At 64.1% G+C, this 25,847-nt stretch carries 24 protein-coding genes and 2 pseudogenes; 15 read left to right on the forward strand and 11 right to left on the reverse strand.

The window, feature by feature from the left end; translation table 11 throughout:
- The 5 genes from QFZ94_RS08715 to QFZ94_RS08735 all read left to right on the forward strand — a co-directional run bounded on the left by QFZ94_RS08715 (position 1) and on the right by QFZ94_RS08735 (position 4,627).
- Positions 1-726, forward strand: a complete 726-nt coding sequence (locus QFZ94_RS08715; protein WP_368583429.1) for a GGDEF domain-containing protein — start codon at positions 1-3, stop codon at positions 724-726.
- Positions 727-863: 137 nt separating this feature from the next.
- Positions 864-2,858: a putative bifunctional diguanylate cyclase/phosphodiesterase gene (locus QFZ94_RS08720; protein ID WP_429456277.1), complete on the forward strand. Its 1,995-nt coding sequence runs from the start codon at positions 864-866 to the stop codon at positions 2,856-2,858.
- Between the two features lie 148 nt (positions 2,859-3,006).
- Positions 3,007-3,393: a hypothetical protein gene (locus QFZ94_RS08725; protein WP_368583431.1), complete on the forward strand. Its 387-nt coding sequence runs from the start codon at positions 3,007-3,009 to the stop codon at positions 3,391-3,393.
- Positions 3,394-3,634: 241 nt separating this feature from the next.
- Positions 3,635-3,952 (forward strand): hypothetical protein, encoded by a 318-nt coding sequence (locus tag QFZ94_RS08730; protein ID WP_429456279.1) that lies wholly within the window; start codon positions 3,635-3,637, stop codon positions 3,950-3,952.
- Between the two features lie 129 nt (positions 3,953-4,081).
- Positions 4,082-4,627 (forward strand): DUF962 domain-containing protein, encoded by a 546-nt coding sequence (locus QFZ94_RS08735; RefSeq protein WP_429456281.1) that lies wholly within the window; start codon positions 4,082-4,084, stop codon positions 4,625-4,627.
- Between the two features lie 14 nt (positions 4,628-4,641).
- On the opposite strand, the gene rarD is transcribed toward QFZ94_RS08735, so the two are convergent.
- Positions 4,642-5,538: an EamA family transporter RarD gene (gene rarD, locus QFZ94_RS08740; RefSeq protein WP_429456283.1), complete on the reverse strand. Its 897-nt coding sequence runs from the start codon at positions 5,536-5,538 to the stop codon at positions 4,642-4,644.
- A 558-nt stretch (positions 5,539-6,096) separates the two neighbouring features.
- Between rarD and egtD the strand changes: the two genes are divergently transcribed.
- Positions 6,097-7,080 (forward strand): L-histidine N(alpha)-methyltransferase, encoded by a 984-nt coding sequence (gene egtD / locus QFZ94_RS08745; RefSeq protein WP_410848714.1) that lies wholly within the window; start codon positions 6,097-6,099, stop codon positions 7,078-7,080.
- 106 nt (positions 7,081-7,186) lie between these two features.
- Here egtD and QFZ94_RS08750 read toward each other — a convergent pair whose 3' ends face one another.
- Entirely contained in the window at positions 7,187-7,480 is a 294-nt protein-coding gene (locus tag QFZ94_RS08750) for an acylphosphatase (RefSeq protein WP_013092809.1), read from the reverse strand.
- 138 nt (positions 7,481-7,618) lie between these two features.
- Between QFZ94_RS08750 and hpnA the strand changes: the two genes are divergently transcribed.
- On the forward strand, positions 7,619-8,629 hold the full coding sequence (gene hpnA / locus QFZ94_RS08755) for a hopanoid-associated sugar epimerase (protein WP_184057734.1): 1,011 nt from the start codon (positions 7,619-7,621) through the stop codon (positions 8,627-8,629).
- 99 nt (positions 8,630-8,728) lie between these two features.
- The gene (locus tag QFZ94_RS08760; protein ID WP_429456286.1) at positions 8,729-9,283 is read left to right on the forward strand and encodes a hypothetical protein; all 555 of its coding nucleotides are present in this window, start codon (positions 8,729-8,731) and stop codon (positions 9,281-9,283) included.
- A gap of 91 nt (positions 9,284-9,374) precedes the next feature.
- On the opposite strand, the gene QFZ94_RS08765 is transcribed toward QFZ94_RS08760, so the two are convergent.
- The gene (locus QFZ94_RS08765; protein ID WP_368583438.1) at positions 9,375-10,547 is read right to left on the reverse strand and encodes a glycosyltransferase; all 1,173 of its coding nucleotides are present in this window, start codon (positions 10,545-10,547) and stop codon (positions 9,375-9,377) included.
- On the reverse strand, positions 10,547-11,413 hold the full coding sequence (gene hpnC / locus QFZ94_RS08770; protein WP_429456288.1) for a squalene synthase HpnC: 867 nt from the start codon (positions 11,411-11,413) through the stop codon (positions 10,547-10,549). Before hpnC ends, QFZ94_RS08765 begins: the two co-directional genes overlap by 1 nt.
- Positions 11,414-11,789: 376 nt before the next feature.
- Here hpnC and ispH point away from each other — a divergent pair, with 376 nt between their 5' ends.
- Both ispH and hpnH read left to right on the forward strand, forming a co-directional pair.
- Positions 11,790-12,734 carry a 4-hydroxy-3-methylbut-2-enyl diphosphate reductase gene (gene ispH, locus QFZ94_RS08775; RefSeq protein ID WP_368583440.1) on the forward strand — a complete coding sequence of 315 codons (945 nt, stop codon included), beginning with the start codon at positions 11,790-11,792 and terminating at the stop codon, positions 12,732-12,734.
- Between the two features lie 10 nt (positions 12,735-12,744).
- On the forward strand, positions 12,745-13,899 hold the full coding sequence (gene hpnH / locus QFZ94_RS08780) for an adenosyl-hopene transferase HpnH (protein ID WP_013092815.1): 1,155 nt from the start codon (positions 12,745-12,747) through the stop codon (positions 13,897-13,899).
- Between the two features lie 115 nt (positions 13,900-14,014).
- Here the strand turns inward: hpnH and QFZ94_RS08785 are convergent, their stop codons facing one another.
- A complete protein-coding gene (locus tag QFZ94_RS08785; RefSeq protein WP_176120875.1) occupies positions 14,015-14,617 on the reverse strand; it encodes an MlaC/ttg2D family ABC transporter substrate-binding protein in 603 nt (200 codons plus the stop codon).
- A gap of 210 nt (positions 14,618-14,827) precedes the next feature.
- On the opposite strand from QFZ94_RS08785, the gene QFZ94_RS08790 reads away from it, so the two are divergent.
- Positions 14,828-17,443, forward strand: a complete 2,616-nt coding sequence (locus QFZ94_RS08790; protein ID WP_429456291.1) for an MMPL family transporter — start codon at positions 14,828-14,830, stop codon at positions 17,441-17,443.
- A 2-nt stretch (positions 17,444-17,445) separates the two neighbouring features.
- Positions 17,446-18,465, forward strand: a complete 1,020-nt coding sequence (locus QFZ94_RS08795; RefSeq protein WP_368583442.1) for an MlaA family lipoprotein — start codon at positions 17,446-17,448, stop codon at positions 18,463-18,465.
- A 95-nt stretch (positions 18,466-18,560) separates the two neighbouring features.
- Here QFZ94_RS08795 and QFZ94_RS08800 read toward each other — a convergent pair whose 3' ends face one another.
- Both QFZ94_RS08800 and QFZ94_RS08805 read right to left on the reverse strand, forming a co-directional pair.
- Positions 18,561-19,046 carry an acyl-CoA thioesterase gene (locus QFZ94_RS08800; protein ID WP_368583443.1) on the reverse strand — a complete coding sequence of 162 codons (486 nt, stop codon included), beginning with the start codon at positions 19,044-19,046 and terminating at the stop codon, positions 18,561-18,563.
- 219 nt (positions 19,047-19,265) lie between these two features.
- Positions 19,266-19,565, reverse strand: coding sequence for a DUF3828 domain-containing protein (locus tag QFZ94_RS08805; RefSeq protein WP_429456294.1), 300 nt, complete (start codon positions 19,563-19,565; stop codon positions 19,266-19,268).
- A 425-nt stretch (positions 19,566-19,990) separates the two neighbouring features.
- Between QFZ94_RS08805 and QFZ94_RS08810 the strand changes: the two are divergent.
- From QFZ94_RS08810 to QFZ94_RS08820, 3 genes and pseudogenes are all read left to right on the forward strand, one after another.
- Positions 19,991-20,313 (forward strand): annotated as a pseudogene (locus QFZ94_RS08810) (STM2901 family protein).
- Positions 20,310-20,465, forward strand: a pseudogene (locus QFZ94_RS08815) (DUF1493 family protein); the annotation flags it as partial. The pseudogenes QFZ94_RS08810 and QFZ94_RS08815, both read left to right, overlap by 4 nt.
- A gap of 104 nt (positions 20,466-20,569) precedes the next feature.
- Positions 20,570-20,791, forward strand: coding sequence for a hypothetical protein (locus QFZ94_RS08820; RefSeq protein ID WP_368583445.1), 222 nt, complete (start codon positions 20,570-20,572; stop codon positions 20,789-20,791).
- Positions 20,792-20,814: 23 nt separating this feature from the next.
- On the opposite strand, the gene QFZ94_RS08825 is transcribed toward QFZ94_RS08820, so the two are convergent.
- From QFZ94_RS08825 to hpnD, 4 genes are read right to left on the reverse strand one after another with little or no spacing between them, the layout of a single operon-like run.
- Positions 20,815-21,573 carry a phosphorylase gene (locus QFZ94_RS08825; protein ID WP_429456296.1) on the reverse strand — a complete coding sequence of 253 codons (759 nt, stop codon included), beginning with the start codon at positions 21,571-21,573 and terminating at the stop codon, positions 20,815-20,817.
- A gap of 3 nt (positions 21,574-21,576) precedes the next feature.
- Complete coding sequence (gene shc, locus QFZ94_RS08830) at positions 21,577-23,661, reverse strand: squalene--hopene cyclase (RefSeq protein ID WP_429456298.1); 2,085 nt, start codon at positions 23,659-23,661, stop codon at positions 21,577-21,579.
- Positions 23,658-24,926: a hydroxysqualene dehydroxylase HpnE gene (hpnE, locus tag QFZ94_RS08835; protein WP_429456300.1), complete on the reverse strand. Its 1,269-nt coding sequence runs from the start codon at positions 24,924-24,926 to the stop codon at positions 23,658-23,660. Before hpnE ends, shc begins: the two co-directional genes overlap by 4 nt.
- A gap of 4 nt (positions 24,927-24,930) precedes the next feature.
- Positions 24,931-25,779: a presqualene diphosphate synthase HpnD gene (hpnD, locus tag QFZ94_RS08840; protein ID WP_429456302.1), complete on the reverse strand. Its 849-nt coding sequence runs from the start codon at positions 25,777-25,779 to the stop codon at positions 24,931-24,933.
- Positions 25,780-25,847 lie beyond the last annotated feature (68 nt).

Below are 25,847 nucleotides of genomic sequence, written 5' to 3' on the forward strand. Positions count from 1 at the left end.
GTGCGTTCGACCTCTTCCCGTGACGTGTCCTCGGGCGGCGCACCCGATCTGTTCCAGAACGAGAGCACGGCGCTGGCAAAGGCCCGCGCAATGCATTCGATCATCGATGCGGATGCCGCGGAATATCGCCAGTCGCTGGGCGAACTGATCGAGCACTTCCAGCGCCTGATGCGCGAAACACGGCGCCTGATCGGCCGCAGCGACCGGGCCGAACGCGAGATGCAGGTGCTGGCCCAGCAGTTGGCGTATCGCGCCTCGCACGACGCGTTGACGGGCGTACTGAACCGCAGCGCCGTAATCGAGCGGACCACCAAGGTTTTGCGCACCAGCAGCGCGGTGATGATCATCCTCGACATCGACGAATTCAAGCGGATCAACGACGACTACGGCCACCCCACTGGAGACGCGGTCATTTCGGGGGTCGTAGACTGTCTGCGCGGAATCGTCGGGGAACAAGGCTTCATCGGGCGAGTGGGCGGTGAGGAGTTCACCGTGCTGCTGCCCGGTCATGAACCGGCCAGTGGCGCCATTCTTGCCGAGCGCATGCGGGAAGCCATCGGTGACTCGCTGGTCGTTCCACCGGTCGAGCGCCGCATCACGGCCAGCTTTGGCGTCAGCATCAACGCAGTCGGAACCTGTTTCGACACCGCATACGGTCTCGCGGATGCGGCTCTGTACCGCGCCAAGCGAAGCGGACGCAACCGCGTGGAATTTGCTGATCAATAGGCGGATAAGCAGAGCCATAGCGCGCCATTACCGGGGTAGATCCCCAGCGCCCTAAGGCAAGTCATGCAGCCACCTGAACATTCACTATCCGGGCGGGCCGGTTTTCGCCCGCGCTGGGTTGACGCAAAGGAAGCGCCTTGGGACAGGAAGCAACGCGCAAAGCCGGTACTGTCATCGCCGTGCTTGCCATCCTCGCTGTCATTGCGACGAGTACCTTCCTCGCAATCCGCCAGAGCAGCGAGCAGGACAGTTCGCTTCGGACGATCCAGGCTTCCGGGCGGCTGCGCCACGACCTCGACCAGGTTCAGCATGCCATGCTCGATGAGCATGCGACGCTCTACACCTCGATAGCCACGGTGCCGCTCTACAACCGCGCGGCCTATACCTTTCCGATGCTGGAACTGCTCGCGTTGACGCGCGACGCGCGCGAGAGCTGCAGCGAGAATCAGGAATGCGTATCGCGGCTATCGGACCTGGACGACATGATCGGCAGACTCAGCGAGCTGAGCTTCGGTCTCGCGCGCACGATCGCGGAGCATCCCGGCAGCGTGGCAGTGGGCGACCCCAGACTCGAGGAAATCGACGCGTATTTCTATAGCGTCCTCGAACGGGTAGTCGACGTACGACTCGCGGCCGATGCCAAGGTCGCTTCAGTCGTCAGCAAATCCTCGCTCGACGGGAAGTGGTTTACGCGCGTGCTGTTGGGCTGCGGCGTCGCTTCGGCCTTGCTGCTGCTTTCGCTGATTCACTGGAACGGCCGCATCGGAGCGCATCTGCGCCGCTCGCTCAAAAGCCTCGAACATCAAGCCAGATACGATGCCCTGACCGAGCTGCCGAACCGGGTGCTGCTCGGCGAACACCTTTCGGAGTCGCTGGTGCGCGCGCAAGCGACTGGCCAGAACGTTTCCGTCCTTTTTCTCGATCTCGACCGTTTCAAGGACGTCAACGATTCGCTCGGACACCGCGTTGGCGATTTGCTGCTGCAAGCCGTGGCGCGAAGGCTTCAGCGCCTGCTGCGCGCGACGGATTTCGTCGCGCGCTACGGGGGCGATGAATTCGTCATCGTCGCGGAACGGGCCGACGCGACGCAACTCACCGAAATGCTGGAGACGCTGATTCACGAGATGAGCGAGCCGTATAGCATCGGCGAGCAGGAGCTTTATCTCGAAGCAAGCATCGGCGTCAGTACGTTTCCACAAGACGGCGCGCAGCCTGAACTGCTCACGCGCAATGCCGATGCCGCGTTGTACGTGGCGAAATCGCGCGGGCGAAACGGCTATCAATTCTACGAACCGGAGCTGAGCCGGGCGGCCGCCGAGAAGTTGCGGCTCACGACGCGACTGCGGCGCGCGGCGAAAGCCAATGAGTTGTATCTCGCGTATCAGCCGCAGATCGATATGAAAACCGGATGCATCGTCGGTGCCGAGGCGCTGTTGCGCTGGCACGATGACGAACTCGGTGAGGTGTCGCCGGCCGTCTTCATTCCGCTTGCCGAAGAAACCGGTCTGATTCAGAGCATCGGCAGATGGGTATTGCGGCAGGCGTGCCTGCAGGCGAGCGCGTGGGTACGCTCGGGGCTTCCGCCCGTGCGCATCTCGGTCAATGTTTCGCCACTTCAACTCGAACGGGCGGACCTTCCCGGCGTAGTGCGCTCGGCACTCGAGGAGGCCAACTGGCCCGCCGAACTGCTGGAACTCGAAGTCACCGAGGGCACGCTGATGCGCAACGCCGAAGAAGCGCAGCGGGCTTTTCGCGAGCTGCGCGAACTCGGTGTGTCCATCGCCATCGACGACTTCGGCACCGGCTATTCGAGCCTCAGCTATCTGAAACGCTTTAGCGTCGATCGCATCAAGATCGATCGCGCCTTCGTTTGCGAGATCGGCAGAGACAAGGAGCTCGAAGCGCTATCGCTTGCGATCATCGCGATTGCTGAAACGCTGAGCTTCGATGTGATCGCTGAAGGGGTCGAGCTCGAGGTCCAGCGCGAGTTTCTGGTCCGCCACGGATGCACGGTGGCCCAGGGTTTCCTGTTTAGCCGAGCGGTCTCGCCGGAAGCTTTAGCGCAATTGCTCGGCAAATCCCCGGTCGCGTCTTCATTGAGCGTGGCGACTTTCCGTGGATTCACTTTCTGAGCCGCAACATGTATCCGCGCTGACGCACTACTTACGTTTTGTCACCAGCGCAGCGTCAACTCCTGTATTCCGCCCTACGTTAAACCGGCAGCGCTGAAATGATTCAGCCGCGACAAACGAATCCACCGATTCAACCAGGAGTCACATCATGAAGACGCTTTTCGCCGCTGTTGCTTCCGCACTGCTCGTGTCGACCGCATTTGCTCAAACGGCCGCACCGTCCGCCGCACAACCCGCACAACCCGCGCAAGCCACGCAGCTGCCGACTGCCGGCCACGCGAATCTGAAAGCAAGCACCGCGGTACAAGCCGGCGCGACGGACGACAGCGCGACCGCAGCGAAAGCGCCCGCCGAAGCCGCCGCGCAAAAGCACGTGAAAAAGACTTCCGCCCATACGAAGAAGGTCCACAAGTCCACGAGCAAGCATGCCGTCGAAACGAGCGCCGCGAAGACTAAAACGGAGAGTGCGAAAGAGGCCAGCACTGCCCCGGCGAAAGCCGACGGCGCACAAGCCGACACGACCAAAACGCAATAACACGTGATCGGTTTCGGCGCTGACCGGCCATGCAGGTGCTGTTCAAATAGAAGCTGATCGAAGCCGGACCGTGCCGTTCAGGGAGGGCGAGTCTTGTGACTCGCCTTTTTTTATTCCGCGCGCGATGCCGTGTCGTATCTTTTTGTCGACAGACGCGCGAATTTTTGCACCGTCTTTACTCGCGGGCGATTACTCTCGAATTGTTCCAATTCACCCTCGCGTTACACGAACGCCGCATCACATGGCTCTCACGCAATCGCTCGACACGCTCTCTGCGCAACCTGCCAGCAAGCAGGTTCAACCCAGCAACGTCATTCCTTTTCCGTCGGCGCGTTCGCTTCTGCTCGTGACGCTGCCGCAGCCTCACTTGCGCGCACTGCTTCATTCGCCGCTCGGCGTCTATGTCATCAACACGGAGCCGGTGCGCGGAGAAGTCCGCGTGCAACTCGGCATCGCGCGCGAAGATCTCGACTTCACGCTGCACATGCTGCTCACCTCGTTGCCCGCCGCGACGATCGGCCCATTGAAACGTCGCGCCGGTCACCCGAGCGCGCGTTAAACGCGCTCGACGAGCACAGTACGAACCATGCACAGCATCAGAGGGCGATCGTCGCTGATCGTCGGCTACCCTATGGTTTGAAAATCCGCTCCGCGCGATTATGCTGACGTTGACACAGGAGCGGCACTCATGAGAACGCTGACGCAGCAACTGACGCAATACGCGGCCTACCATCGCGACCGGCGCAATATCGCCACGCACTTCGTCGGCATTCGATTTCCGATGATCGTGCTCGCGCTCGCGGTGTTGCTGAGCCGCCCGTCGTTCGGTGCCGGGATGTTCCCGGTCACGATGTCGCCAGCGCGGCTGTTGTTCGTCGCGGCGACCGTCTATTACCTCGCGCTCGACGTGCCGCTCGGCGTGCTGATGGCGTGCATCTCGGCGCTCTGCCTGAGGTTCGGCGAGTGGTTGGCCGCCCAAACGACGCTCGTGTGGCTCGCGACCGGCATTGGACTCTTCGTGATCGGCTGGGTGTTCCAATTCGTCGGTCACGTCGCGTACGAACATCGCAAGCCGGCCTTCGTCGACGACGTGATCGGCCTGTTGATCGGCCCGCTATTCGTGCTCGCCGAAGCGCTGTTCGGGGTCGGCTGGCGCCCCGAAATGCGCGACGCGATCGAGGCGCAGGTAGGCCCGACTCGCATCAATCCACAGCGGACCGAAGCGCATCGCTGAGCGCGCGTCGCCGTTCAGCTCGACGCAAACCGAACGAAGCGCACGCTGTGCAGTGCGGTCAGCGCAACGGCGATCCAGATCGGCACATAGGTCGCGAGTTGCGCGACGCTCAGCGTTTCGCGCAGCAGCGTGATCGATACGAACACGAGCAGCACCGGCTCGACGTAGCCGAGGATGCCGAACAACGCGACCGGCAACAGGCGGCTCGCCTTCAGATACGAAGCGAGCGCGAGCGTGCTCAACGCGCCGAGGCCCGGTAACAGCAGAAACCACATTTCCGCGCGTCCGGCGATCGCTTGCAGCGAACCGCCGACAAGAATGGACACGATCGCCACCGGCAGCAGCAAGGTCATTTCGACGGTGAACATCGCGAGCGAATCCTGATTGATCTGGCGGCGCAGCATGAAATAAGGCGGATAGCCGAGCGCGACGACGAGCGTCGGCCACGAAAACGCGCCGGTCACCCACAGCTCGTGCGCGACGCCAACCGCAGCGCAGGCGACCGCGAGCCACTGCAACGCGTCGAGCCGCTCGTGATAGTGGAAGCGCCCGACCAGCACCATCACGAGCGGCAGCAGGAAATAACCGAGCGACACTTCGAGCATGCGCCCATGCAGCGGCGCCCACAGAAACAGCCATAGCTGCACGCCGAGCAAGCCCGCGGCCACGCTCATCGCGATCCCGAGCTTCGGCTGCTTCATCATTCGGACAACGAGCGCGCGCAGAATCGGCAGACGCTTGCGCACCGCGACGAGCAGGACCGCGCCGGGCACGGTCCATACGATGCGCCATGCGAAGATGTCGAGGCCCGAAAGCGGTTTCAGCAGCGTCGCGTAAGCGGACAGCAGCGCGAACATCGCCGACGCCCCGACCGACAATGCGATCCCGCGCCTGAAGTCGTTGTGGTTCATTGCGCGGTCCGGAATCGGTGTGACGCTTGGCGTTGTGGCGCGCGACGCAGGCTCGCGGCGTTCGTTGTCGTCATGAATATGATGTCTCGTGAGCAGGCGGGCATGGGTGCAAAGCGGCCGGCCCTGCATTGTTGTTCTGAAGCGGCGCTGCAAAAAACTCAGAAAACGGGCATTCTAGACGGGTTGGTCGCCGACGGGCCTGCGCTTTTTCGTCAATCGGCTGCAATTAGTCGTGCGCATTGCCCGTCAATGCACTAGAACATAACTTCATGTGCGCGGCCGGCGAACTCATTTCCGGTTCGTCATCGTCGTGCGCGAATCTTGCTACCAGGTTTTGCACGCTGTGGCCCCGTCGCCCGCGACAACGACAGCCACAGTGGCACGAAACGAGCAGCACCCACGAGCCGGGTCGGCGAATGCAACTCCGAGCGTAGTCTCGGAGCCCGTCATCAACCGACGTCCGCGCATCTCGCCCACGGCACGCGTCAACCGCTTTTCATCGCGCATGCCACCACCCGGCAGCAATCCCGCTCATCGAATGTGACTACTGGAGCCAGCATGACCCAGCCAGCCCTATCGCTTAGCAACTCGCCTTCCGAACTGCGCCGCGCCTTCGCCGCCGACGTATACGCCGGCCTCACCCACACGCCGCAAAAAGAGCTGCCGTCGAAGTATCTGTACGACGAAGTCGGCTCCGCACTTTTTGAAGTGATTACCGTATTGCCCGAATACGGCGTCACGCGCGCCGAAGAGCGGCTGCTGACGAAGCACGCGGCCGATATCGTCGAGCATTTGCCGCATGACGTGACGGTCGCCGAACTCGGCAGCGGCAGCGGCCGCAAAACGCGGCGCATTCTCGAGGCGCTGTGTAAAAAGCGCCCCACTTCTTACTGCCCGATTGAAATATCGCGCAGTGCTTTGCAGTTGTGCCGGCGCGAACTCGGCGACATCGAGCGGATTTCGATCGTCGGTTATGAGCGTGACTATCTGGCCGGTCTCGCCGAGGTGAGCCGGCAGCGCGCACCCGGCGACCGCTTGCTCGTGCTGTTTCTCGGCAGCACGATCGGCAACTTCGGCCGGCTCGCGGCAACGCGTTTTCTGCGAGACATCCGCAACATGCTCGCGCCCGGCGACGCGCTGCTGCTCGGCACCGATCTGATCAAACCGACCCCCGTGCTGATCGCCGCGTACGACGACGCGGTCGGCGTGACCGCGTCGTTCAATCTGAACCTGCTCGCGCGCATCAACCGCGAACTCGACGGCGACTTTCCGCTCGATGAGTTCGAGCACGTGGCGCGCTTCAATCCGGACGCGCGCAGCATCGAGATGCATCTGCGCGCAAAGCGCGATATCACCGCTCACGTGCGCGCCGCAAAGCTGACGGTGTCGCTGAAGGAAGGTGAGACGATCTGGACCGAAAGCAGCCACAAGTATCGCGCGGAAGAATTGCCCGCGATTGCCGATGACGCCGGATTCGTGTGCAGCCATCAATGGATCGAGGATGAGTGGGGATTCGCGGAGAGTTTGCTGGTGGCGCGCTAAGCGCTGACCTCGCGGCGAATCACCGCCGATAAAGGCCATCAACGAAAAAGCGGCGCGCCCTCCTCTGGACGGCGCGCCGCTTTTTTTTAACCCGCGTAGCTCGAACTCAATGCTGCTCGAAGCGCTCGTACCGCTTGTCGGTCGCGCGCTCCTCGCCGCTCACCTCGGTCACACGCGCCGCCGGCGGTCCGTGACGCAGCCACGACAGCATCCGGTCGATCTGATTGGCCGGTCCCTGCAACATCGCTTCGACCGAACCGTCGTCGAGATTCGCGACCCATCCCTTGATGCCAAGGGCGTGCGCCTGGCGCACCGTCGCCAGGCGAAAGCCAACGCCCTGCACGGTGCCGCGCACCCGCGCGTAATACGTTTCGATCCGCTCATCCAGATCCGGGGCCATGCCGCTACCTCCTTTTAATGCCTGACAGTCTTTCAAGCCGGCATTCTAGTCGCGTCCCGGCGAGCGTGCTCGACAACACCCATCCATCGCGCGCGCCACGTACAATCCGTCGACCGTCACGCAGGAAATGGAAACAGAATGACCGAACAGAATCGCGATCTCGTGCTCGTGACCGGCGCATCCGGCTTCGTCGGCTCGTCGGTGGCGCGCATCGCGCAAAGCAAGGGCTTTCGTGTACGCGTGTTGGTGCGCGCGACGAGTCCGCGCAAGAACGTCGAATCGCTCGATGCGGAAATCGTCGTCGGCGACATGCGCGACGAAGCATCGATGCGCAACGCGCTGCGCGGCGTGCGCTATCTGCTGCACGTGGCCGCCGATTATCGGCTGTGGGCACCGGACCCCGGCGAGATCGAACGCGCGAACCTCGAAGGCACCGAGGCGACGATGCGCGCGGCGTTGAAGGAAGGCGTCGAGCGCATCGTATACACGAGCAGCGTTGCGACGCTGAAGGTGACGAGCTCCGGCCAGTCCGCCGACGAAACCTCGCCGCTGCGCGCCGATCAGGCGATCGGCGTCTACAAGCGCAGCAAGGTGCTCGCCGAGCGCGCTGTCGAGCGCATGATCGCCGAGGACGGTCTGCCCGCGGTGATCGTCAATCCGTCCACGCCGATCGGCCCGCGCGACGTAAAGCCGACGCCGACCGGCCGCATCATTCTGGAGGCGGCGCTCGGCAAGATTCCCGCATTCGTCGATACGGGCCTGAACCTCGTGCACGTCGACGATGTCGCCGCCGGCCACTTCCTTGCGCTCGAACGCGGGAAGATCGGCGAGCGCTATATTCTCGGCGGCGAAAATCTGCCGCTGCAGCAGATGCTGGCCGACATCGCGGCGTTGACCGGTCGCAAGGCACCGACACTGAGCCTGCCGCGCTGGCCTTTGTATCCGCTCGCGATGGGCGCGGAAGCGGTCGCCAAGTTCACGAAGCGCGAACCGTTCGTCACCGTCGACGGACTGAAGATGTCGAAGAACAAGATGTATTTCACGTCGGCGAAGGCGGAACGTGAACTGGGGTATCGCGCGCGGCCATATCGCGAGGGTCTCGCCGATGCGCTCGAATGGTTCCGGCAGGCGGGGTATCTGAAGCGGTAAGCGACAGCCGTAAGCAATTTGTTACAAGTCCCGCGCCGGCGACGGGTCCAAGCCCGCGCGCAGCAGGTAAAATCGCGGGTCCTACCTGAGAAACCTCGCATGAATCTTCACGAACAGCTCGGCGCGCTGGAAACGGGCGTCGATCAGCTCATTCAGGCTGTCGTGGCCACGCAGGCCGAGAACACTCCCCAGACAAACGCTGACGCGGCGGCATCGCCCGCGGCGGCGGAGCACGCCGCGCACGACATAGCGGCGGAAGCGGCAGCGGAACAGCCCGCGAGCCCCGCAGCAACCGCCGCAGCGATCGATAAGCCGGCCGCCCCGCAATTGCAGCCGACGCTCGAGATCAACCGCCCCGCCCGTGACGAAATCACGATGACGATCGGCAACCAGACCGTCGCGCTGCGCCCGGAGCAGATCAGCCGGCTGATCGAGGAACTGTCGAACGCGCGCGCGTCGATGACGCCGGAGCAGCCGCAGGGCATCCCGCCGGGCTGGCAATTCGTGTCGACGAAGAATCCGATGATGGCCGTGCAGAAGCAGTCGAGCGGCGACCGTTTGCTCGTGATGCGCCACACCGGCCACGGCTGGGTGCCGTTCACGTTCTCGCCGGACGTCGTGATCCAGATGTACATGATGCTGACGAACGCGTGATGAGCAGCGCGTGACGAAAAAAAAGCGGCCAGGAGCCGCTTTTTTTCGTCTGCATTCTGCCGGCAGCATCATTGGCCATCGCCAAACGAATTCACCTCTCCTGCACCGGCGCCTGCACGCGCGCCTTCCACTGTCCACCCTTGCCACGCCAGTAACGCACCGCAGATGCGAACGTTGCGCCGACATAGAACAGTGCCACGAGCGGCAGAAACGGCGCCCACAGTGGCGCGCGCCGGTAATAGACGAGCATCGGCGCATACGCGCAGCACATCGCGGCCCACGCGATCCAGGCCGGCCAGCCGAGCGGCCCGAGAATCAACGCCGCGACCGGCGGCAACAGATAGATGATCGCCATACCGACGAGCGTGCCCGCGAGCAGCAGCGGCGAGTAGCGCAACTGCGTGAACGCGGTACGGGCGATCATGTTCCAGATGTCGCGCCAGCTATCGTACGGACGCAGCGACACGCTCTTCGCCGCCACGTCGAGGCGGATCGGATGACGCCCGCTGCCGCGATGCTTGATGCGCGCCGCGAGACTGCAATCGTCGATCAGCTCGGCGCGGATCGACTCGATGCCGCCCGCCTCCTCGAGCGCCGCGCGGCGCACCAGCATGCAGCCGCCCGCCGCGGCCGCGGTACGGTTGCGCGGATTGTTGACCCACGCGAACGGATACAGCTTCGCGAAGAAGAATACGAAGGCCGGAATCAGCGCCTTTTCCCAGAACGAATCGCAGCGTAGCCTGACCATCAGCGAGACGAGGTCGCGCTTTTCGGCATCCGCGCGCGCGACGAGCTGCGTCAACGCGTCGGCGGGATGGCCGATGTCGGCATCGGTCAGCAGCAGGAACTCGGCTGGCAAATCGAGCGTGCGCACCGCCTCGATGCCCTGCGACTGCGCCCACACCTTGCCGGACCAGCCCGGCGGCAACGGCTTCGCGCCCAGCACGGTGAGGCGCTCCGGACATTGCAGCTGCAGCGCGGCGGCCCGCGCGGCGTCGGCGGTGCCGTCGGTGCTGTGATCGTCGACGACGATCACGTGGAACGCGCCCGGATAGTCCTGCTTGAGCAGCGACGTCACCGCCTCGGCGATCACGTCGACTTCATTGCGCGCCGGTACGACGGCCGCGACGGCCGGCCATGCTTCGCGCGCCGCGATGGTCAGCGGCGCGGCGGGACGCGCGCGCCAGAAGCCGCCGCGCGCGAACAGCAGCACGCACCAGATCAGCAGGGAAACACACGAAAGAATGAACAGGACCGCCGCCATTAAGCATTTCCCTCGATTGAGCGCGCCGCCATGCCGACGCGTCTGGATAGTTGCATTGTCAGGGTGCGTGCCGCCACCACGCACCAGTCGAACAGATTGAGCACCAGGCGCTTGCGGAACACATCGTAGTCCGCGCGTTCGATGCGCTCGAGATACCGCAGTCCGGCATGCACCGCGCCGCTCAGCTCGATGCCGAGCCGCCCCGGCGTGCGCAGCGCGAGCGGCGCGCCGCTGATCAGCGTGGCACGCACGAACGCGATTTCGTGCGCCATCAGCGCGCGCCACGCGTCATCGACGACCCCCTCGGCAATCTGCGCCTCGGTCACGCCGAAGCGCAGCAGATCGGCTTGCGGCAGGTATACGTGCTGTCGTTGCCAATCCGCAGCGACGTCGAGCCAGAAGCTGATCAGCTGCGAGGCCGTGCAGATCGCGTCGGCGTCGGCGAGGTTGTCCGGCGTCGCCGCGCCGACCAGATGCAGCAGCAGATGCCCGACCGGATGCGCCGAACGGCGGCAATAGTCGACGAGCGCGGCGCGATCCGCATAGCGATTCGTATCGATGTCCTGTGCGCAGCCGTCGAGCAGATCGTAGAACGGTTCGAGCGGCAGCTCGTATTGCGCGATCACGCCAGCCAGCTTGCCGAACAGCAGCGCATGCACGGGCGCTGCGCGCCGTTGCGCGATCGCGTCGAGCCCGGCGCGGAAATCGGCCAGACGGGCGTGCCGCTCGGCGGCGTTCCACTGACCTTCGGCGGAGATATCGGCCGCGGTGCGCACGACCTGATAGATAATACCGACAGGCGCGCGTAGCGCCTTCGGCAGCAACACGCTCGCGATCGGAAAGTTTTCGTGTTGATCGACGTCCATCCAGCGAGCCTCGAAACCATTCTGTAATACAGCGCGATGTCCGCGCAGCAAGGATCGGTAGTTTAAGGGTTCCGCCGTGACGGTGCAGTGTGCGGTCATGGCCGGGCGCGTTACGAGGCGATCTGGCGCTGGCTCCTTACATCGTGGTAACGCTCGTAGCCCCGGTCCTCCGCAAGGCCCGGCAGATGCGGCAAGCGCCCAACACACGGGCCGCACCAGAAAGCAAAGCGGCCCCGATAGCGTTAGAATGCGCGTTTGGTTTTGCTGTACCGGCCGGTCGCCGGGGCTCAAGACGTCAACTAATCAAGATGAGCGCGGCGATAAAGTCAGTTTCACGACTTCTTCGAAACCCGCGTTAGTCGGAGTTCGCCAACTTATGCGAGTCATCCTTGCCCAGCCGCGCGGCTTTTGTGCGGGCGTTGTCCGCGCGATCGAAATCGTCGATCGTGCGTTACAGCAACACGGCGCTCCCGTGTATGTCCGTCACGAGATTGTCCATAACCGTCATGTGGTCGACAATCTGCGCCAGAAGGGCGCGCGTTTCGTCGAGGAGCTCGATGAAGTGCCGCAAGGTGCCGTCGCGATATTCAGCGCGCATGGGGTTGCGCAAACTGTCGAACGCGATGCCGAAGCGCGCGGCCTCGACGTGCTCGATGCCACCTGCCCGCTCGTGACCAAGGTGCATGTGCAGGGTCGCCAGTACGTGGCCGCCGGCCGCACGCTGATCCTGATCGGCCACGCCGGCCATCCCGAAGTGGAAGGCACGATCGGCCAGATTCCCGGCACGGTGCTGCTGGTGCAGAGCGAGGCAGAAGTCGCGAAGCTCCAGTTGCCGGTCGATGCGCCGCTCGCCTACGTGACGCAAACCACGCTGTCGGTCGACGACACGCGCGGCATCATCGACGCGCTGCTGCGCCGCTTTAGCGACATCGTCGGTCCCGACACGCGCGACATCTGCTATGCAACGCAGAACCGCCAGGCTGCAGTGCGCGAGCTGAGCAAACAGGTCGACGTGCTGCTGGTGGTCGGCGCAACCAACAGCTCGAACTCGAACCGGTTGCGCGAAATCGGCAGTGAGAGTGGCGTGGCGAGCTACCTCGTCGCCGACGGCTCCGAAGTGAAGCCGGAATGGTTCGCTAACGTGCACACGGTCGGCATCACGGCCGGCGCGTCGGCACCCGAAGAAATGGTCGAAAACGTAATCGATGCGCTGCGCGCATTGGGGCCCGTCGATGTCACGACGATGGCGGGCCGTGAAGAAAAAGTCGAATTCAAGTTGCCATCGAAACTGATGCAACCACTCGCTGCACGCGAAGTTTAAGGAGGACGCCTTGTCTATTCCGCTGCTACAGAAAGTCCGCGTCGGCGCATACATCATGCGCCAGCATCTCTCCGGCAACAAACGCTATCCGCTCGCCCTGATGCTGGAGCCGCTGTTCCGCTGCAATCTCGCCTGCAATGGCTGCGGCAAGATCGACTATCCGGATCCGATCCTGAACCAGCGTCTGTCGCTCGAAGAATGCCTTCAGGCAGTCGACGAATGCGGCGCGCCGGTCGTGTCGATCGCCGGTGGCGAGCCGCTGCTGCACAAGGAAATGCCGCAGATCGTCAAGGGCATCATGGCGCGCAAGAAGTTCGTATACCTGTGCACGAACGCGCTGCTGATGGAAAAGAAGATGGACGACTACGAGCCGAATCCGTACTTCGTGTGGTCGGTTCACCTCGACGGCGACAAGGAAGCGCACGACCACTCGGTGTCGCAGGAAGGCGTGTACGAGAAGGCCGTCGCCGCAATTCGCGAAGCGAAGCGCCGCGGCTTCCGCGTGAACATCAACTGCACGCTGTTCAACGACGCGCAGCCGGAACGTGTGGCGAAGTTCTTCGACACGCTTGGCCCGATGGGCGTCGACGGCATCACGGTGTCGCCGGGTTATGCGTATGAGCGCGCGCCGGATCAGCAGCACTTCCTGAACCGCGACAAGACCAAGCAGCTGTTCCGCGAAATCTTCAAGCGCGGCAACAACGGCAAGAACTGGTCGTTCAGCCAGTCGGCGATGTTCCTCGACTTCCTCGCGGGCAACCAGACCTACGAATGCACGCCGTGGGGCAACCCGGCGCGTACCGTGTTCGGCTGGCAAAAGCCTTGCTACCTGGTCGGCGAAGGCTACGTGAAGACCTTCAAGGAACTGATGGAAACCACGGACTGGGACAAGTACGGCACCGGCAACTACGAGAAGTGCGCCGACTGTATGGTCCACTGTGGTTTCGAAGCGACGGCCGTGATGGACACGGTTGCGCATCCGCTGAAGGCGCTGAAGGTCAGCATGCGCGGTCCTAAGACCACGGGCGCGTTCGCGCAGGACATCCCGCTCGACAAGCAGCGTCCCGCCGAGTACGTGTTCTCGCGTCACGTCGAGATCAAGCTCGAAGAAATCACGCGCGCCGGCAAGGGCAAGAAGGTGGAGACCGCGACGGCGACGCACTAACGCGTTCCACAGGAGGCGGCCGGGCGCCGCCTATGAAGGATGAAAAAAGCGCAGTGGCCAATCAAGGCCACCGCGCTTTTCTTTTACCGACTAACGCTTCTGTCGACCGACCCGCTTACGCGCCGCGCGCATTATGCTCGGTCAGGAATTTGATCAGCCCGTCGATGCCGCCTTTGGCGATCTGATCGGCGAACTGCGTCTGATACACCTGGATGAGCCACGCGCCCATCATGTTGATGTCGTAGATCTTCCAGCCCGACGGCCCCTTGGTGAGCCGGTAGTCGATCGCATCGTCGCCGCCGGTGCTGATTACGTGCGATTGCACGACGATGTCGGTCGCGCCGGCGGGCGCGCTGACCGGTGCAAACTGGAACTTCACTTCCTGGTCGCGCAATTGCGATAGCGATGCGGCGTAGGTACGCGTGAGCAGCAGCGTAAACTGCTCGTACAGTTGCTTCTGCTGTTCCGGCGTCGCGGTCGCCCACGGCTTGCCGACCGCGATACGCGTGGTGCGCTGGAAGTCGGTGGCGGGCAGGAAGTGCGTCTGGACGACCTGGGTGATCTTCGCCATGTCGCCGCCGCGCGCCTGCGGGTCAGCCTTCATTGCAGTCACCGTGCCCTGGACTGCACTTTTTACCACCGCGTCGGGTGCGCTCTGCGCAAACGCCGCCGTGGATACCACGGCCGCAGCCACAAAAGCAGTCAGATATCGTTTCATACGCTTGTCATGACTCGAAAGAAGTAGCGCCGGCGGGCAGCAGCCCCGCGGCTAAAGAGGGTAGACCAGTATAGCGGGGATTACGTTCCCATCCTGGCGAAGCTGTCAGGAGTCGTACTTGCTACCGAAGTCGGGCTTGCTTGCCCGGGCTCTGTATACTTATGCACCTTCGTCAAAAACAACACCCGTGATAAGGCCACGTCCGCCTAGATGCTGAAGCCATACATCGTCCGTCTCGTCGCGTACTCGGTGCGTCATCCGCTCAGGATCATCGCGCTGTCGATCGTGCTCGCTGTCCTGAGCGGCATATACGTCGCGCATAACTTCAGGATCAACACGGACATCAGCCGTCTCGTCGAGACCGACAAGCAATGGGCGGCAGCCCAGAATGCGATCGACGCAGCCTTCCCCGACCGCGGCGGCACCATGCTGGTGGTGGTCGAGGCGCGCGCGCCCGAATTCGCCGACGCCGCGGCCAACGCTCTGACCGCCGCGCTCAGAGCCGATCCCAAAGAGTTCACGTCGGTCTCGCAACCCTCCGGGGGCCCGTTCTTCGAACACAACGGCCTGCTGTTTCCGTCCACCGACGAGGTGATGTCCACCACCTCGCAACTCGTACAGTCGCGCCCGCTCGTCAATCAGCTTGCGCATGATCCGAGCCTGACCGGTCTCGCCGGCACGCTGACCACGAGCTTGCTGCTGCCGCTGCAACTGGGCCAGGTCAAACTCTCCGACATGAGCCGGCTGCTTGCGCAAAGCGCGAACACGCTCGATCGCGTGCTGGCCGGCCAGCCCGCCGCGTTTTCATGGCGCGCGCTCGTCGATAAGAGCGCCGCCGCCGATCCGGCGCGTTCGTTCGTGGTCGTGCAGCCGGTCGTCAACTACGACGCGCTGGAGCCGGGCGCAAGCGCATCGAGGGCAATTCGCGCGACCGCGGTGTCGCTGCATCTTCAGGAGCGCTACGGCGCGACGATCCGCCTGACCGGCGAACAGCCGCTCGCAGACGAGGAGTTCGCGTCGGTGCAGGACGGCGCCGTGCTGAACGGCATCGGCACTTTCATCGTCGTGCTGATCATTCTGTGGCTCGCGCTGCGCTCGGGCCGCATGATCGCGGCCGTGTTCATCACGCTGTTCGTCGGCCTCGCGATCACGGCCGCGCTCGGCCTGTTGATGGTCGGCGCGCTGAACATGATTTCGGTCGCGTTCATGGTGCTGTTCGTCGGGCTCGGCGTCGATTTCGGCGTGCAGTTCGGCGTCAAGTATCGCGAGGAGCGCAACCGCGACGACCGGCTATCGGCCGCGCTGATGCACACCGCGCACAGCATCGGCGTGCCGCTCACGCTCGCGGCCGTGGCAGTGGCGCTGAGCTTCTTCTCGTTCCTGCCGACCGCGTATCGCGGCGTGTCGGAGCTTGGTCAGATCGCGGGCGTCGGCATGTTCGTCGCGTACTTCACCAACATGACGCTGCTGCCGGCGCTGCTGAAGATCTTCAATCCGCCGGGGGAAGTCGCATCGCCGGGTTTCAAGCAGCTCGAACCCGTCGACGACTTCCTCGATCGCAATCGCAAGCCGGTGCTGATCGGCACGCTGATCGTCGTGATCGGCGCGACGCCGCTGCTCGCGCACCTGCGTTTCGACTTCAATCCGCTGCATCTGAAGGACCCGCATACGGAGTCGATGGCGACATTGCTGTCTTTGAAGGATTCACCTGAAGCCGCGGTCAACAACGTGCAGGCGCTGGCGCCGTCGCTTGCCGACGCCGACGCGATGGCCGAGCGGCTGCGCAAGCTGCCGGAAGTGGGCCGCGTCAACACGCTGAGCACCTTCGTGCCGGCCGAGCAGCAGCAGAAGATGATGTTGATCGCAAGCGCCGCGCAGCAACTGCTGCCGGCGCTGCAACAGCAGCCTGCGCCGCAAGCCACCGACGCGGTGCGCGTCGCCGCCTTGAAGCGCGCGGCCAATCAGTTGTCGCTCGCCGCCGAGGACCACCCGGGCCCGGGCGCGGCGGAGGCACAGCATCTGTCGACGACCTTGCAAAAGCTCGCGGCCGCCGACGCCGCCACGCGCGACCGCGCCGAAGTCGCGATGTCCGACACGCTGCGCATCGCGTTGAAGCAGCTGGAGAACCTTCTGCAGCCGACCGAAATTACTCAGGAGACGCTGCCGCCAGGCATCACCGCGATGTGGATCGGCAAGGGCGGCCACTCGCTCGTCGATATCGCGCCGAAGGTGCCGCCCGGCGTCGACCCGAACGACGACCAGATGCTCGCCCGCTTCGCGCGCGCGGTGAAGCAGGCCGAGCCGGGCGCGATCGGCGGACCGATCTCGATCATCCATTCGGCCAACACGATCATCAAGGCGTTCCTGCAGGCGGCCGTCTATGCGCTGCTGTCCATCGCCGTGCTGCTGTGGATCGCGCTGCGCCGGATCGGCGACGTGCTGCGCACGCTGGTGCCGCTGCTGGTCTCCGCGTTGGTCACGCTCGAGCTGTGTGTGGTGTTCGGGATGCCGCTGAACTTCGCGAACATCATCGCGCTGCCGCTGATGCTCGGCGTCGGTGTCGCGTTCAAGATCTACTTCGTGATGGCGTGGCGCCACGGCCAGACCGGCCTGTTGCAGTCGAGCCTCACGCATGCGGTGCTGTTCAGCGCCGCCACAACGGCCACCGCGTTTGGTAGCCTGTGGCTGTCGCACCATCCGGGCACGTCCAGCATGGGGAGGCTGCTCGCGCTTTCGTTGTTCTGCACGCTGATCGGCGCGGTGGTTTTCCAGCCGGTGCTGATGGGCAAGCCGCGTCAACGTCGCGGGAAGCAAAAAGGAATATAAGCATGAAGCTGCGTAACACCGCGCTGGCGCTCACCGCCGCGGGTCTCATTTCGGGCTGCGCGACCGCCCCGGATCGCAAGCCGGGCGATCCGTTCGAGCCAGTGAACCGGGCGATCTTCACTTTCAACGACGGAGTCGATCGCTATATCGCGGTGCCGGTCGCGAAGGGCTATCAGAAGGTGACGCCGCAGCCGCTGCGCACCGCCGTCAGCAATTTCTTCTCGAACCTCGGCGATCTCACCAACGCCGCGAACGCGCTGCTGCAACTGAAGATCACCGACGCGACCGAAGACATCATGCGGTTCGCGTTCAACTCGGTGTTTGGTATCGGCGGCCTGCTCGACTGGGCGACGCCGGCCGGCCTGCCCAAGCATCATCAGGACTTCGGTCTGACGCTCGGGCATTGGGGCATTCCGTCGGGTCCGTATCTGGTGCTGCCGCTGTTCGGGCCGAGCACGGTGCGCGACAGCATGGGGCTCGTCGTCGATGTGAAGTTCAATCCGCTGAACTATGTCGAACCGGCGACCCGCAATCCGCTGTACGTGCTGCAGTTCGTCAGCACGCGGTCGGATCTGCTCGGCGCGACCAGCCTTCTGGAGCAGGCTGCGCTCGACAAATACTCGTTCGTGCGTGATGCCTATGTGCAGCAGCGCCTCGCGCGTCTGCGCGGCACGGGCAATAACCCGGCGCCGCTGCCGGAGTACGACGATCACGGCGATACCGGTCCGGCTGCTGCCCCCGCAGCAGGCGCGCCGGCGGGCGGCGTGCCGAATTACTCCGATCCGGGCGATGTGGGCGAGACGCCGAATGGGGCCTCAGGAGAGGGTGGCGCGGCCAAGGGCGCGCCGGGCGCGCTGCCGAACTACAACGATCCGGGTGAGTCCGCGCCGGCGCCCAATGGGGCTTCCGGCGGCGCGACCAAAGCGCCTGGCGCGGATCTGCCGAACTACGCCGATCCGGGGGACAGTGGCGCGGGTGCAATGCCGGCTGCGCCTGCGGCGCCGGCGTCGTCTCCGCAGTAATACGCGCTCCAAAGCACAGCGGGGCGCCCTCGATGGGCGCCCCGCGTGGAAGTCAACCGCCGCCCGACCAACCCGCGGGCCTTACTACAGCCCGCTCAGTGCAGGCTCTCGACCTCGCTGCGCGCCGCGACCCGATCTTCCTCCACCGTCGCGACTGATGCCGGTTGCGGCACCGGCTTGGAGTTCGCGCGATAGTGAGCGAACTGCTCGTCCGCGTAACGGATACGCGTGCGGCCGTGCGGCGCCGGGTCGCCGTTTTCGTCGAGATTGACGAACACCATTTTCTCGACCGTCAGAATGCTCTTGCGAGTGATCTTGTTGCGCACTTCGCAGCGCAGCGTGATCGACGTGCGGCCGAAATGCGTCGCGGTCATGCCCAGTTCGATGATGTCGCCCTGGCGCGCCGAGCTGACGAAGTTGATCTCTGACATGAACTTCGTCACCACACGCTGGTTGTCCAGCTGAGAGATCGCGTAGATCGCGGCTTCTTCGTCGATCCAGCGCAGCAGGCTGCCGCCGAACAACGTCCCGTTGGGATTCAGGTCTTCGGGCTTGACCCATTTTCTTGTGTGGAAATTCATTTGGCACTCCGTGTCTGAGGCTCCCGGGTAGGCGCGTCGTGCGCCAGAACCTAGGGTTAACGCTAGCATTGTACCAAAGACGAGGGTTTTCCCTGGTATATCAACGATTGCATAATTAATCGTGCCGATAGTCGGCGGTTCTCTTAAAGGACTGGCGATGGTTGCGACCGACGGAAAAAGCCCGCTCGAGAGCGAGCGGGCAGGTCAGGGATGTACTGCCTAGTCCATCGGGTCATACCGGTGGAATCCTTGGTAGCCGGTTGTGTCCTCTACCTTGGTTATCCGCCAGTGTCCGTTTTCCATTGCGACGAACACGAGGAGATTCTGCTTTTCGGCTAAGCCGAACGTCACTGGAATTACCCCGGTCCCGCCGAGCGCGATTGCCGGGTGCAAGGTCATCGTTTTGAGCCATATCTGTGGATCAAGGTCTTGCGCCCGCGTGAAGTAGTCCGCGCCGCCTCGCAAGCGTTTGTGACGATAGTCAATCCCGCAGATTATCGACCGTTGGTTTTGCCACATAGTTGTAAATGTGGTTATCCGTCAATTGATAAACGCCGCCCTCCTGTTGAAAATACCGTGTGTAAAACGCCTTTACAACAGTTTCTGGTGTATCCGGAGTCGCTGGGCTAGCTACGCCCGGCTTGAGTGTCAACGAAAGCGCCAGTGAGGCAAAAACGCACAAAATAAATTGATCATAGTCATTCGCGCCGGAATATTTTGTATGCGGGTTTGATGGTTCGATAGGGCCGGCCCCCTGATAAGCAGTGTATTTTCGTCCAACATCGCCTGAAATTTAGCGGGACGCGCTGATCATGTCGATTAGTGAAAATTAATTTCACCATAATTTGCGATTAAATCCACCATTTCTATAGTCAAAACGTTATCTCAAATAAAAAGAGCATTCGTCAGCTAGAATTTCCTCGTTTTACAGACGGGAGAAAGCAGTGAGCGATAACCGGTATTCGTTTGGCATACACAAAAATATTCGGGCCGTGGATTTGTTGACGTCCGTAGCGCTTGATGAAACGGCTAAACAATTCGGGATAAGCGACCTGACAGCTGCCGCAGTGGTCCTTTTAGGACAGGCGGATATACCGGTGTCGGGCAAGTAGCAGTTCGGATTGCTTTCACGCGGAATCTTGGTGCATTCGCCGGCCGGGTCCTAGTCATTGGGGAGATTTTTCTCGCTGCGGATGCGATACAGATCATGCGTCGCACCGTGACGACCTATAACCGTCTGGCGCTGCCCGAGGACAGGCTGCTGTGAATGACACGGATATCTGGGAACGCCTTGAGGCTTTCACTCGCGAAGAACTAGGACGGCCAATCTTTGGTGGCCCACTGAAGTTGACGCCCTCTACCAGGCTTGAACAGGACCTGGGGGTAACCGGACTTGATGGTGTCGAGTTTATCGACAGGTGAGCTCTCACGTTCAACGTGCAGGCGGACGGTTTTCCATACAGGCGCAAGAGGCCGGCGCGCCGACACTACGCCTGTCTGGCGCTCCACCGAACCGAACTGGTATGAACTGGATCGTCGATAAAGCGGCGCTTCTGCTCGCCGCTATCGCCGGTGCGGCGATCGCATGGACGCTGATTCGCTACAGCGGCCAGTGGTTTGCGCTGCTGCTGTTCACAGTGGCATTTGCCGGGCTTTTCGCGGACAACCAGCGGCTACGCAACCGCCTAAGGGACTTAGGCGAAGACCCGAGTCGCCGCTCCAAGTGCGGCTCCCGCACACGCTAGCGACTTGCTGCCATCGCCGTCGTTCAACCGGCGACACCCGTGAACCGCAGCGCGCCGCCCTCGCCCAACGCCTCCCGCGTCTCGACCAGCGTAGTCCGCGCGGCGCGCGCATCGCCGGCGAGCCGCAGCAGCGCACCCAGTTGCGATGGCTGCCGCAGCAATTCGAGCAGAATCGGCCCGAGCGCGGTGGTGCCGTCGTCGCGCAAACCCGCCGTCGCGGCCGGCGGCAGCGTGCGCCAGGCCGGATCGACGACCGCTCGACACACGGCGAACGGCAGACCGTGCGCGGCAGCGGTCGCCCCCGCGATGTGCGATTCCATGTCCACCGCTAGCGCGCCGGTCGATTCGTGCAGCGCGCGTTTGTCTTCCGCGGCGATCAGCGGCGCGGCGACCGCCGCCGTCGCGCCACGACGCACACGTCCCGCGAGCCGTTCGGCCGTCCTGACGTCGGTTACCGCGGCGGCAATCCGCTCCGACCACCGCCGATCCGTGTCGATGCGTCCAAACGGTCCATGCACCGCATCCGCGACGATCAGCGCCCCTGGCTCCAGATCCGGCGCGAGTCCACCCGCCGTGCCGAAACTGATGATCCCCGCCGCGCCGCGAGCGACCGCCGCGCTTAGCGCGCGCTCGAGCAGATCGGCCCGCGCCGCGTACACGACCTCGACGCGCTCGCTGCCGTCGCCGCGTGCGATGCGCGCCTCGAACGCCATGCCGGTCACGACGATCACTGGCAAACTGCTATCGCCCGTCCCGACGGACGGCGTCATCGATACGGACATCCGTCACATCCCGACCGTGACGCGCGTGAGCCCATTGCGCTTCAGATGACGGAAGCGCGCGAGCGCCCACAGCGGGAAGAACTTGCGATAGCCGTGGTAGCGCAGATAAAACACGCGCGGAAAGCCCGTCGCGGTAAAGCGCGTTTCGTCCCACAGCCCATGCTCGCGCTGCTCACGCTGCAGATAGTCGATCCCGCGCGCCACCGCATCGTGATCGACCTCGCCCGCGGCCATCAGCCCGAGCAGCGCCCAGGCGGTCTGCGACGCGGTGCTCGGCGCGCGCTCGTAGCCGCGATAGTCGAGCTTGTAGCTCTCGCCGCCCTCGCCCCAACCGCCGTCCTCGTTCTGGATCGACACGAGCCATTGCACCGCGCGCCGCATACGCGGGTCGTCGTGCGCCATGCCGGCCGCGTTCAGCGAGCACAGCGCGGTCCATGTGCCGTAGATGTAGTTCAGGCCCCAGCGGCCGTACCAGCTGCCGTCCGACTCCTGCTCCTGCAGCATGTAGTCGAACGCGCGCTGCGCCGGCTGGCTGTTTTGCGGCAACTCACCGATCTGCGCGAACATCGACAGACAGCGGCCCGACACGTCCGCGGTCGGCGGATCGAGCAGCGCGCCGTGGTCCGAGAACGGGATGTTGTTCAGGTAGTACTGCGTGTTTTCCGGCTCGAATGCGCCCCAACCGCCTTCGCTGCTTTGCATGCCGACTATCCATTCGCGCGCGCGCGCAATCGCTTCGCGATCGACATCGGACTTCGTGAGCGCAGCCGAACGATGCATCGCCATCGCGACCACCGCGGTATCGTCGACGTCCGGGTAATGCGCGTTGTTGTACTGGAACGCCCAGCCGCCCGGCCGCACGTTCGGGCGGCGCGAAATCCAGTCGCCGCGCACGTCGAGAATCTGCAGCGGACGCAGCCACGCAAGCCCGCGTTCGGCCGCCTGTTCGGCACGTGCCTCGCCGGTTTCGAGCAAAGCGTGTGCAGCGAGCGACGTATCCCACACCGGCGACAGACACGGCTGGCAATACGCTTCGTCGTCCTTGATGACGAGCAGCTTGTCCAGCGACTTGCGAGCGATCGCGCGGTTCGGATGATCGGCTGGATAGCCGAGCACGTCGTACATCATCACCGAGTTGGCCATCGCCGGGAAAATGGCGCCGAGGCCGTCCTCGCCGTTCAGCCGTTCGTCGACGAACGCGACCGCCGCGCGGATCGCGCGTTCGCGGCTCGCCTTCGGCAGCAGGCCGTCGACCGCGCGCAGCACCGTATCGACACAGCGGAAAAAGCCGAACCAGCCCGCATGCTGATGCGGCGCGCGCTCGTTCATACCGGTGTTCACCGGCGCGCCGCGGAACAGCTCGTCGATGCGCACCTTGCGCGGGTTGCGAGCGAGCGGCCGCTTCGCATTGAGCACGAGCAGCGGCACGATCACCGTGCGCGCCCAGTACGACACCTTCGACAGATGGAACGGGAACCACATCGGCAGCAGCATGATCTCGACCGGCATCATCGGCACCGCGCGCCACGACACCACGCCAAAGAGGGCAAGCAGAATTCGCGTGAACACGTTCGCGTGTTCCGCGCCGCCGTGCGCAAGGATCGCGTCGCGCGCGCGCACCATGTGCTCGGCGTCGACCGGGTCGCCGATCATCTTCAGCGCAAAGTACGCCTTCACGCTCGCGCTGATGTCGAGCGCGCCATCGGTGAAGAGCGGCCAGCCGCCATTCGGCAACTGGATGCGGCGCAGATAGCGCGCGATCTTCTGTTCGAGTTCGAGGTTCGGCGTCTCGCCGAGGTAGTGAACCAGCAGCACGTATTCGGCCGGAATCGTCGCGTCGGCTTCGAGTTCGTAGACCCAATGGCCGTCCGGCTGCTGCGCGGCCAGGATCGCATCGGTCGCGCGCGTGATCGACACGTCGAGCGGGCTCGCGCCGCCAGTTTGCATCGGCGACGGCGTTGCGGTTGCCAATGCGTCCGCCACGGCGGGCGCGTTGGCAACCACGGCAGCTTCGGCCAGGTTCGGCGCCGCGTCGGCGGCTTCGGGCAGCACCGCGTCGAGCGGCTGCGTTTGAGATAAGTCGTTCATCTGCGTTCCATCGGTTGATTCAGCAGCGTATCCGCGGCCTTCTGGCCGGAGCGGATCGCACCTTCCAGCATCGCGGGCAGGCCGGTGGACGTCCAGTCGCCTGCGAGCAGCAAATTGTTCCAGCGAGTGCGCGTGCCCGGTCGCAGCGTCTCCTGCGCGGGCAGCGCGGCGAACATCGCGCGCGGTTCGATCACGACCTGCCAGCGCGGTAGCGGCGCGAGCGGCAGGTTCACCGCCGCTGCAACCTCCGCCCAAACGGTCGCCGCGAGCGCGTCGTGCGGCATGTCGATGAGCCGCTCGTCACCGTTGAGCGTCACCGACAGGCGGTCGTCGAACGCAAACAGCCATTCGGCCGTTCCGTTCAGCAACGCCGTGATCTGCGGCAGATTGAACGGCGGCTCAAGCGCGAAATGCACGTTCAGTGCGGCCGCGAAACGCGTCGGCGCACGTAGCCCCGGCACCAGCGCAGCCGCGGCTTCGGGCGGCAGCGCCAGAATCACCGCCTCGTTCGCGCCGAGCGTGATGCTCTCATCGGCGAAATGCAGCGCCTGTACACGCGCCGGGTCGGCCGCGAACACGATGTCGCGCAGACGCGAACCGAGCCGGATCGTCGCGCCGCCATGTTGCAGGAGCCGCAGCGCCGGATCGACGAACGCACTGCCAAGACCGTTACGCGCGACGAGCGGCCGGCACGCGAGCCCGCCCGCGAGCAGCGTGTCGCGCACGAGCGCGCCGGTCAGTTCGGCCGAGGCGTCGCGCGGCTCCAGATTCAGCAGCACATGCAGCAGCGGCCGCAGCAGCCGGTCCCACAGCGGACCGTCACAGCGCATCGTCTGCGCGACGCTGCGGCCCGGCTTCGCGAACAGCAGCGGCACGAGCGACAGGTAGTCGGTCGGCACCGTGTTCGGCACGCGCGCATGCGCGTCGAAAATCCACCACGGCAGACGCCCCGGCGACAGACGCACGCTCCAGCGCGACCGCGTGGCCAGATCGACGAACGGATACTCGGGCTGCGCGGGGCCGACCAGTTCGTCGGCGGCGCCGATCGCGCGCACGTAGTTCAGCGTCGCGGCATTGGCCGACAGCACGATGTGATTGCCGCTGTCGAGCGTCGCACCGAGCTGCGTGTCGTAGTACGAACGGCAGCGGCCGCCCGCGTGATCCTGCGCTTCATGCAGCACGACCCGCGCGCCGCGCCGCTGCAACTGCACCGCGGCGGCGAGCCCGGCCACGCCCGCGCCGACCACGTGGACGAGCTTCGGCATCAGCTCAGAAAAGCGCGTAACGCGCGACGATCCACAGCAGGCGCAGCTTCGGCTTGCTGACCTTCGTGCGCGGAACGTCGAAGCCGCGCTCCAGCGTACGCTCGAGCAGCACGCGATAGACGCCCGACATGATGCGCGGCGCACGCACCTGAGCGCGCGGCTCGCGATCCATGATCGCATCGGATTCGGCGAAGTGCTGCTTCGCGCGCTCGGCGAGCGTCGCGCAGACGCGCGGCAGCGACGGATCGTCGGCGATCTGCCGCGGGTTCGTGGCAGCGATGCCTTCGCGCGCGAGCAGTTCGCGCGGCAGATAGCAGCGGTTGATGTCGGCGTCTTCGTCGATATCGCGCAGGATATTGGTGAGCTGCAGCGCGCGGCCGAGATGGTGCGCGAGCTGCCGGCCCGACTCCTCCCGCATCCCGAATATCCTCACCGACAGACGGCCGGCCGCGCTCGCGACGCGGTCGCAATACAGGTCGAGCGTGGCGTCGTCGGGCGCGCAGATGTCGGCGGCGGCGTCCATCGCCATGCCGTCGATCATCGCGTGAAAATCCTCGCGTTGCAGATGAAACATGTGAATGTGCCGCGTCAGCGCGCGCAGCGACGCGCGCGGCTGGCCGGCGTAGCAGGCGTCGATGTCGGCGCGCCATTGCTCGAGCCCGGCCGCGCGCTCGGCGGGCGGCAGGTTGCTGTCGGCGATGTCGTCGACGGCGCGGCAGAACGCGTAGACCTGATACATCGCATCGCGCTGCGCCGCCGGCAAGATGCGCATCGCGAGATAAAACGAGCTGCCGGACGTGGCGGCAGCCGCGTCGATTTCAGTATCGTCCACGACGAGATTGGAAACAGCCAAGACGATCTCCGCTGGAGGCGCCCGCTGAAAGGCGTTCAAAGAGGTTTTTATGCCGACCCGCAAGGCAG

Source organism: Paraburkholderia sp. JPY465, from assembly GCF_050436725.1.
Lineage (GTDB): Bacteria > Pseudomonadota > Gammaproteobacteria > Burkholderiales > Burkholderiaceae > Paraburkholderia > Paraburkholderia youngii.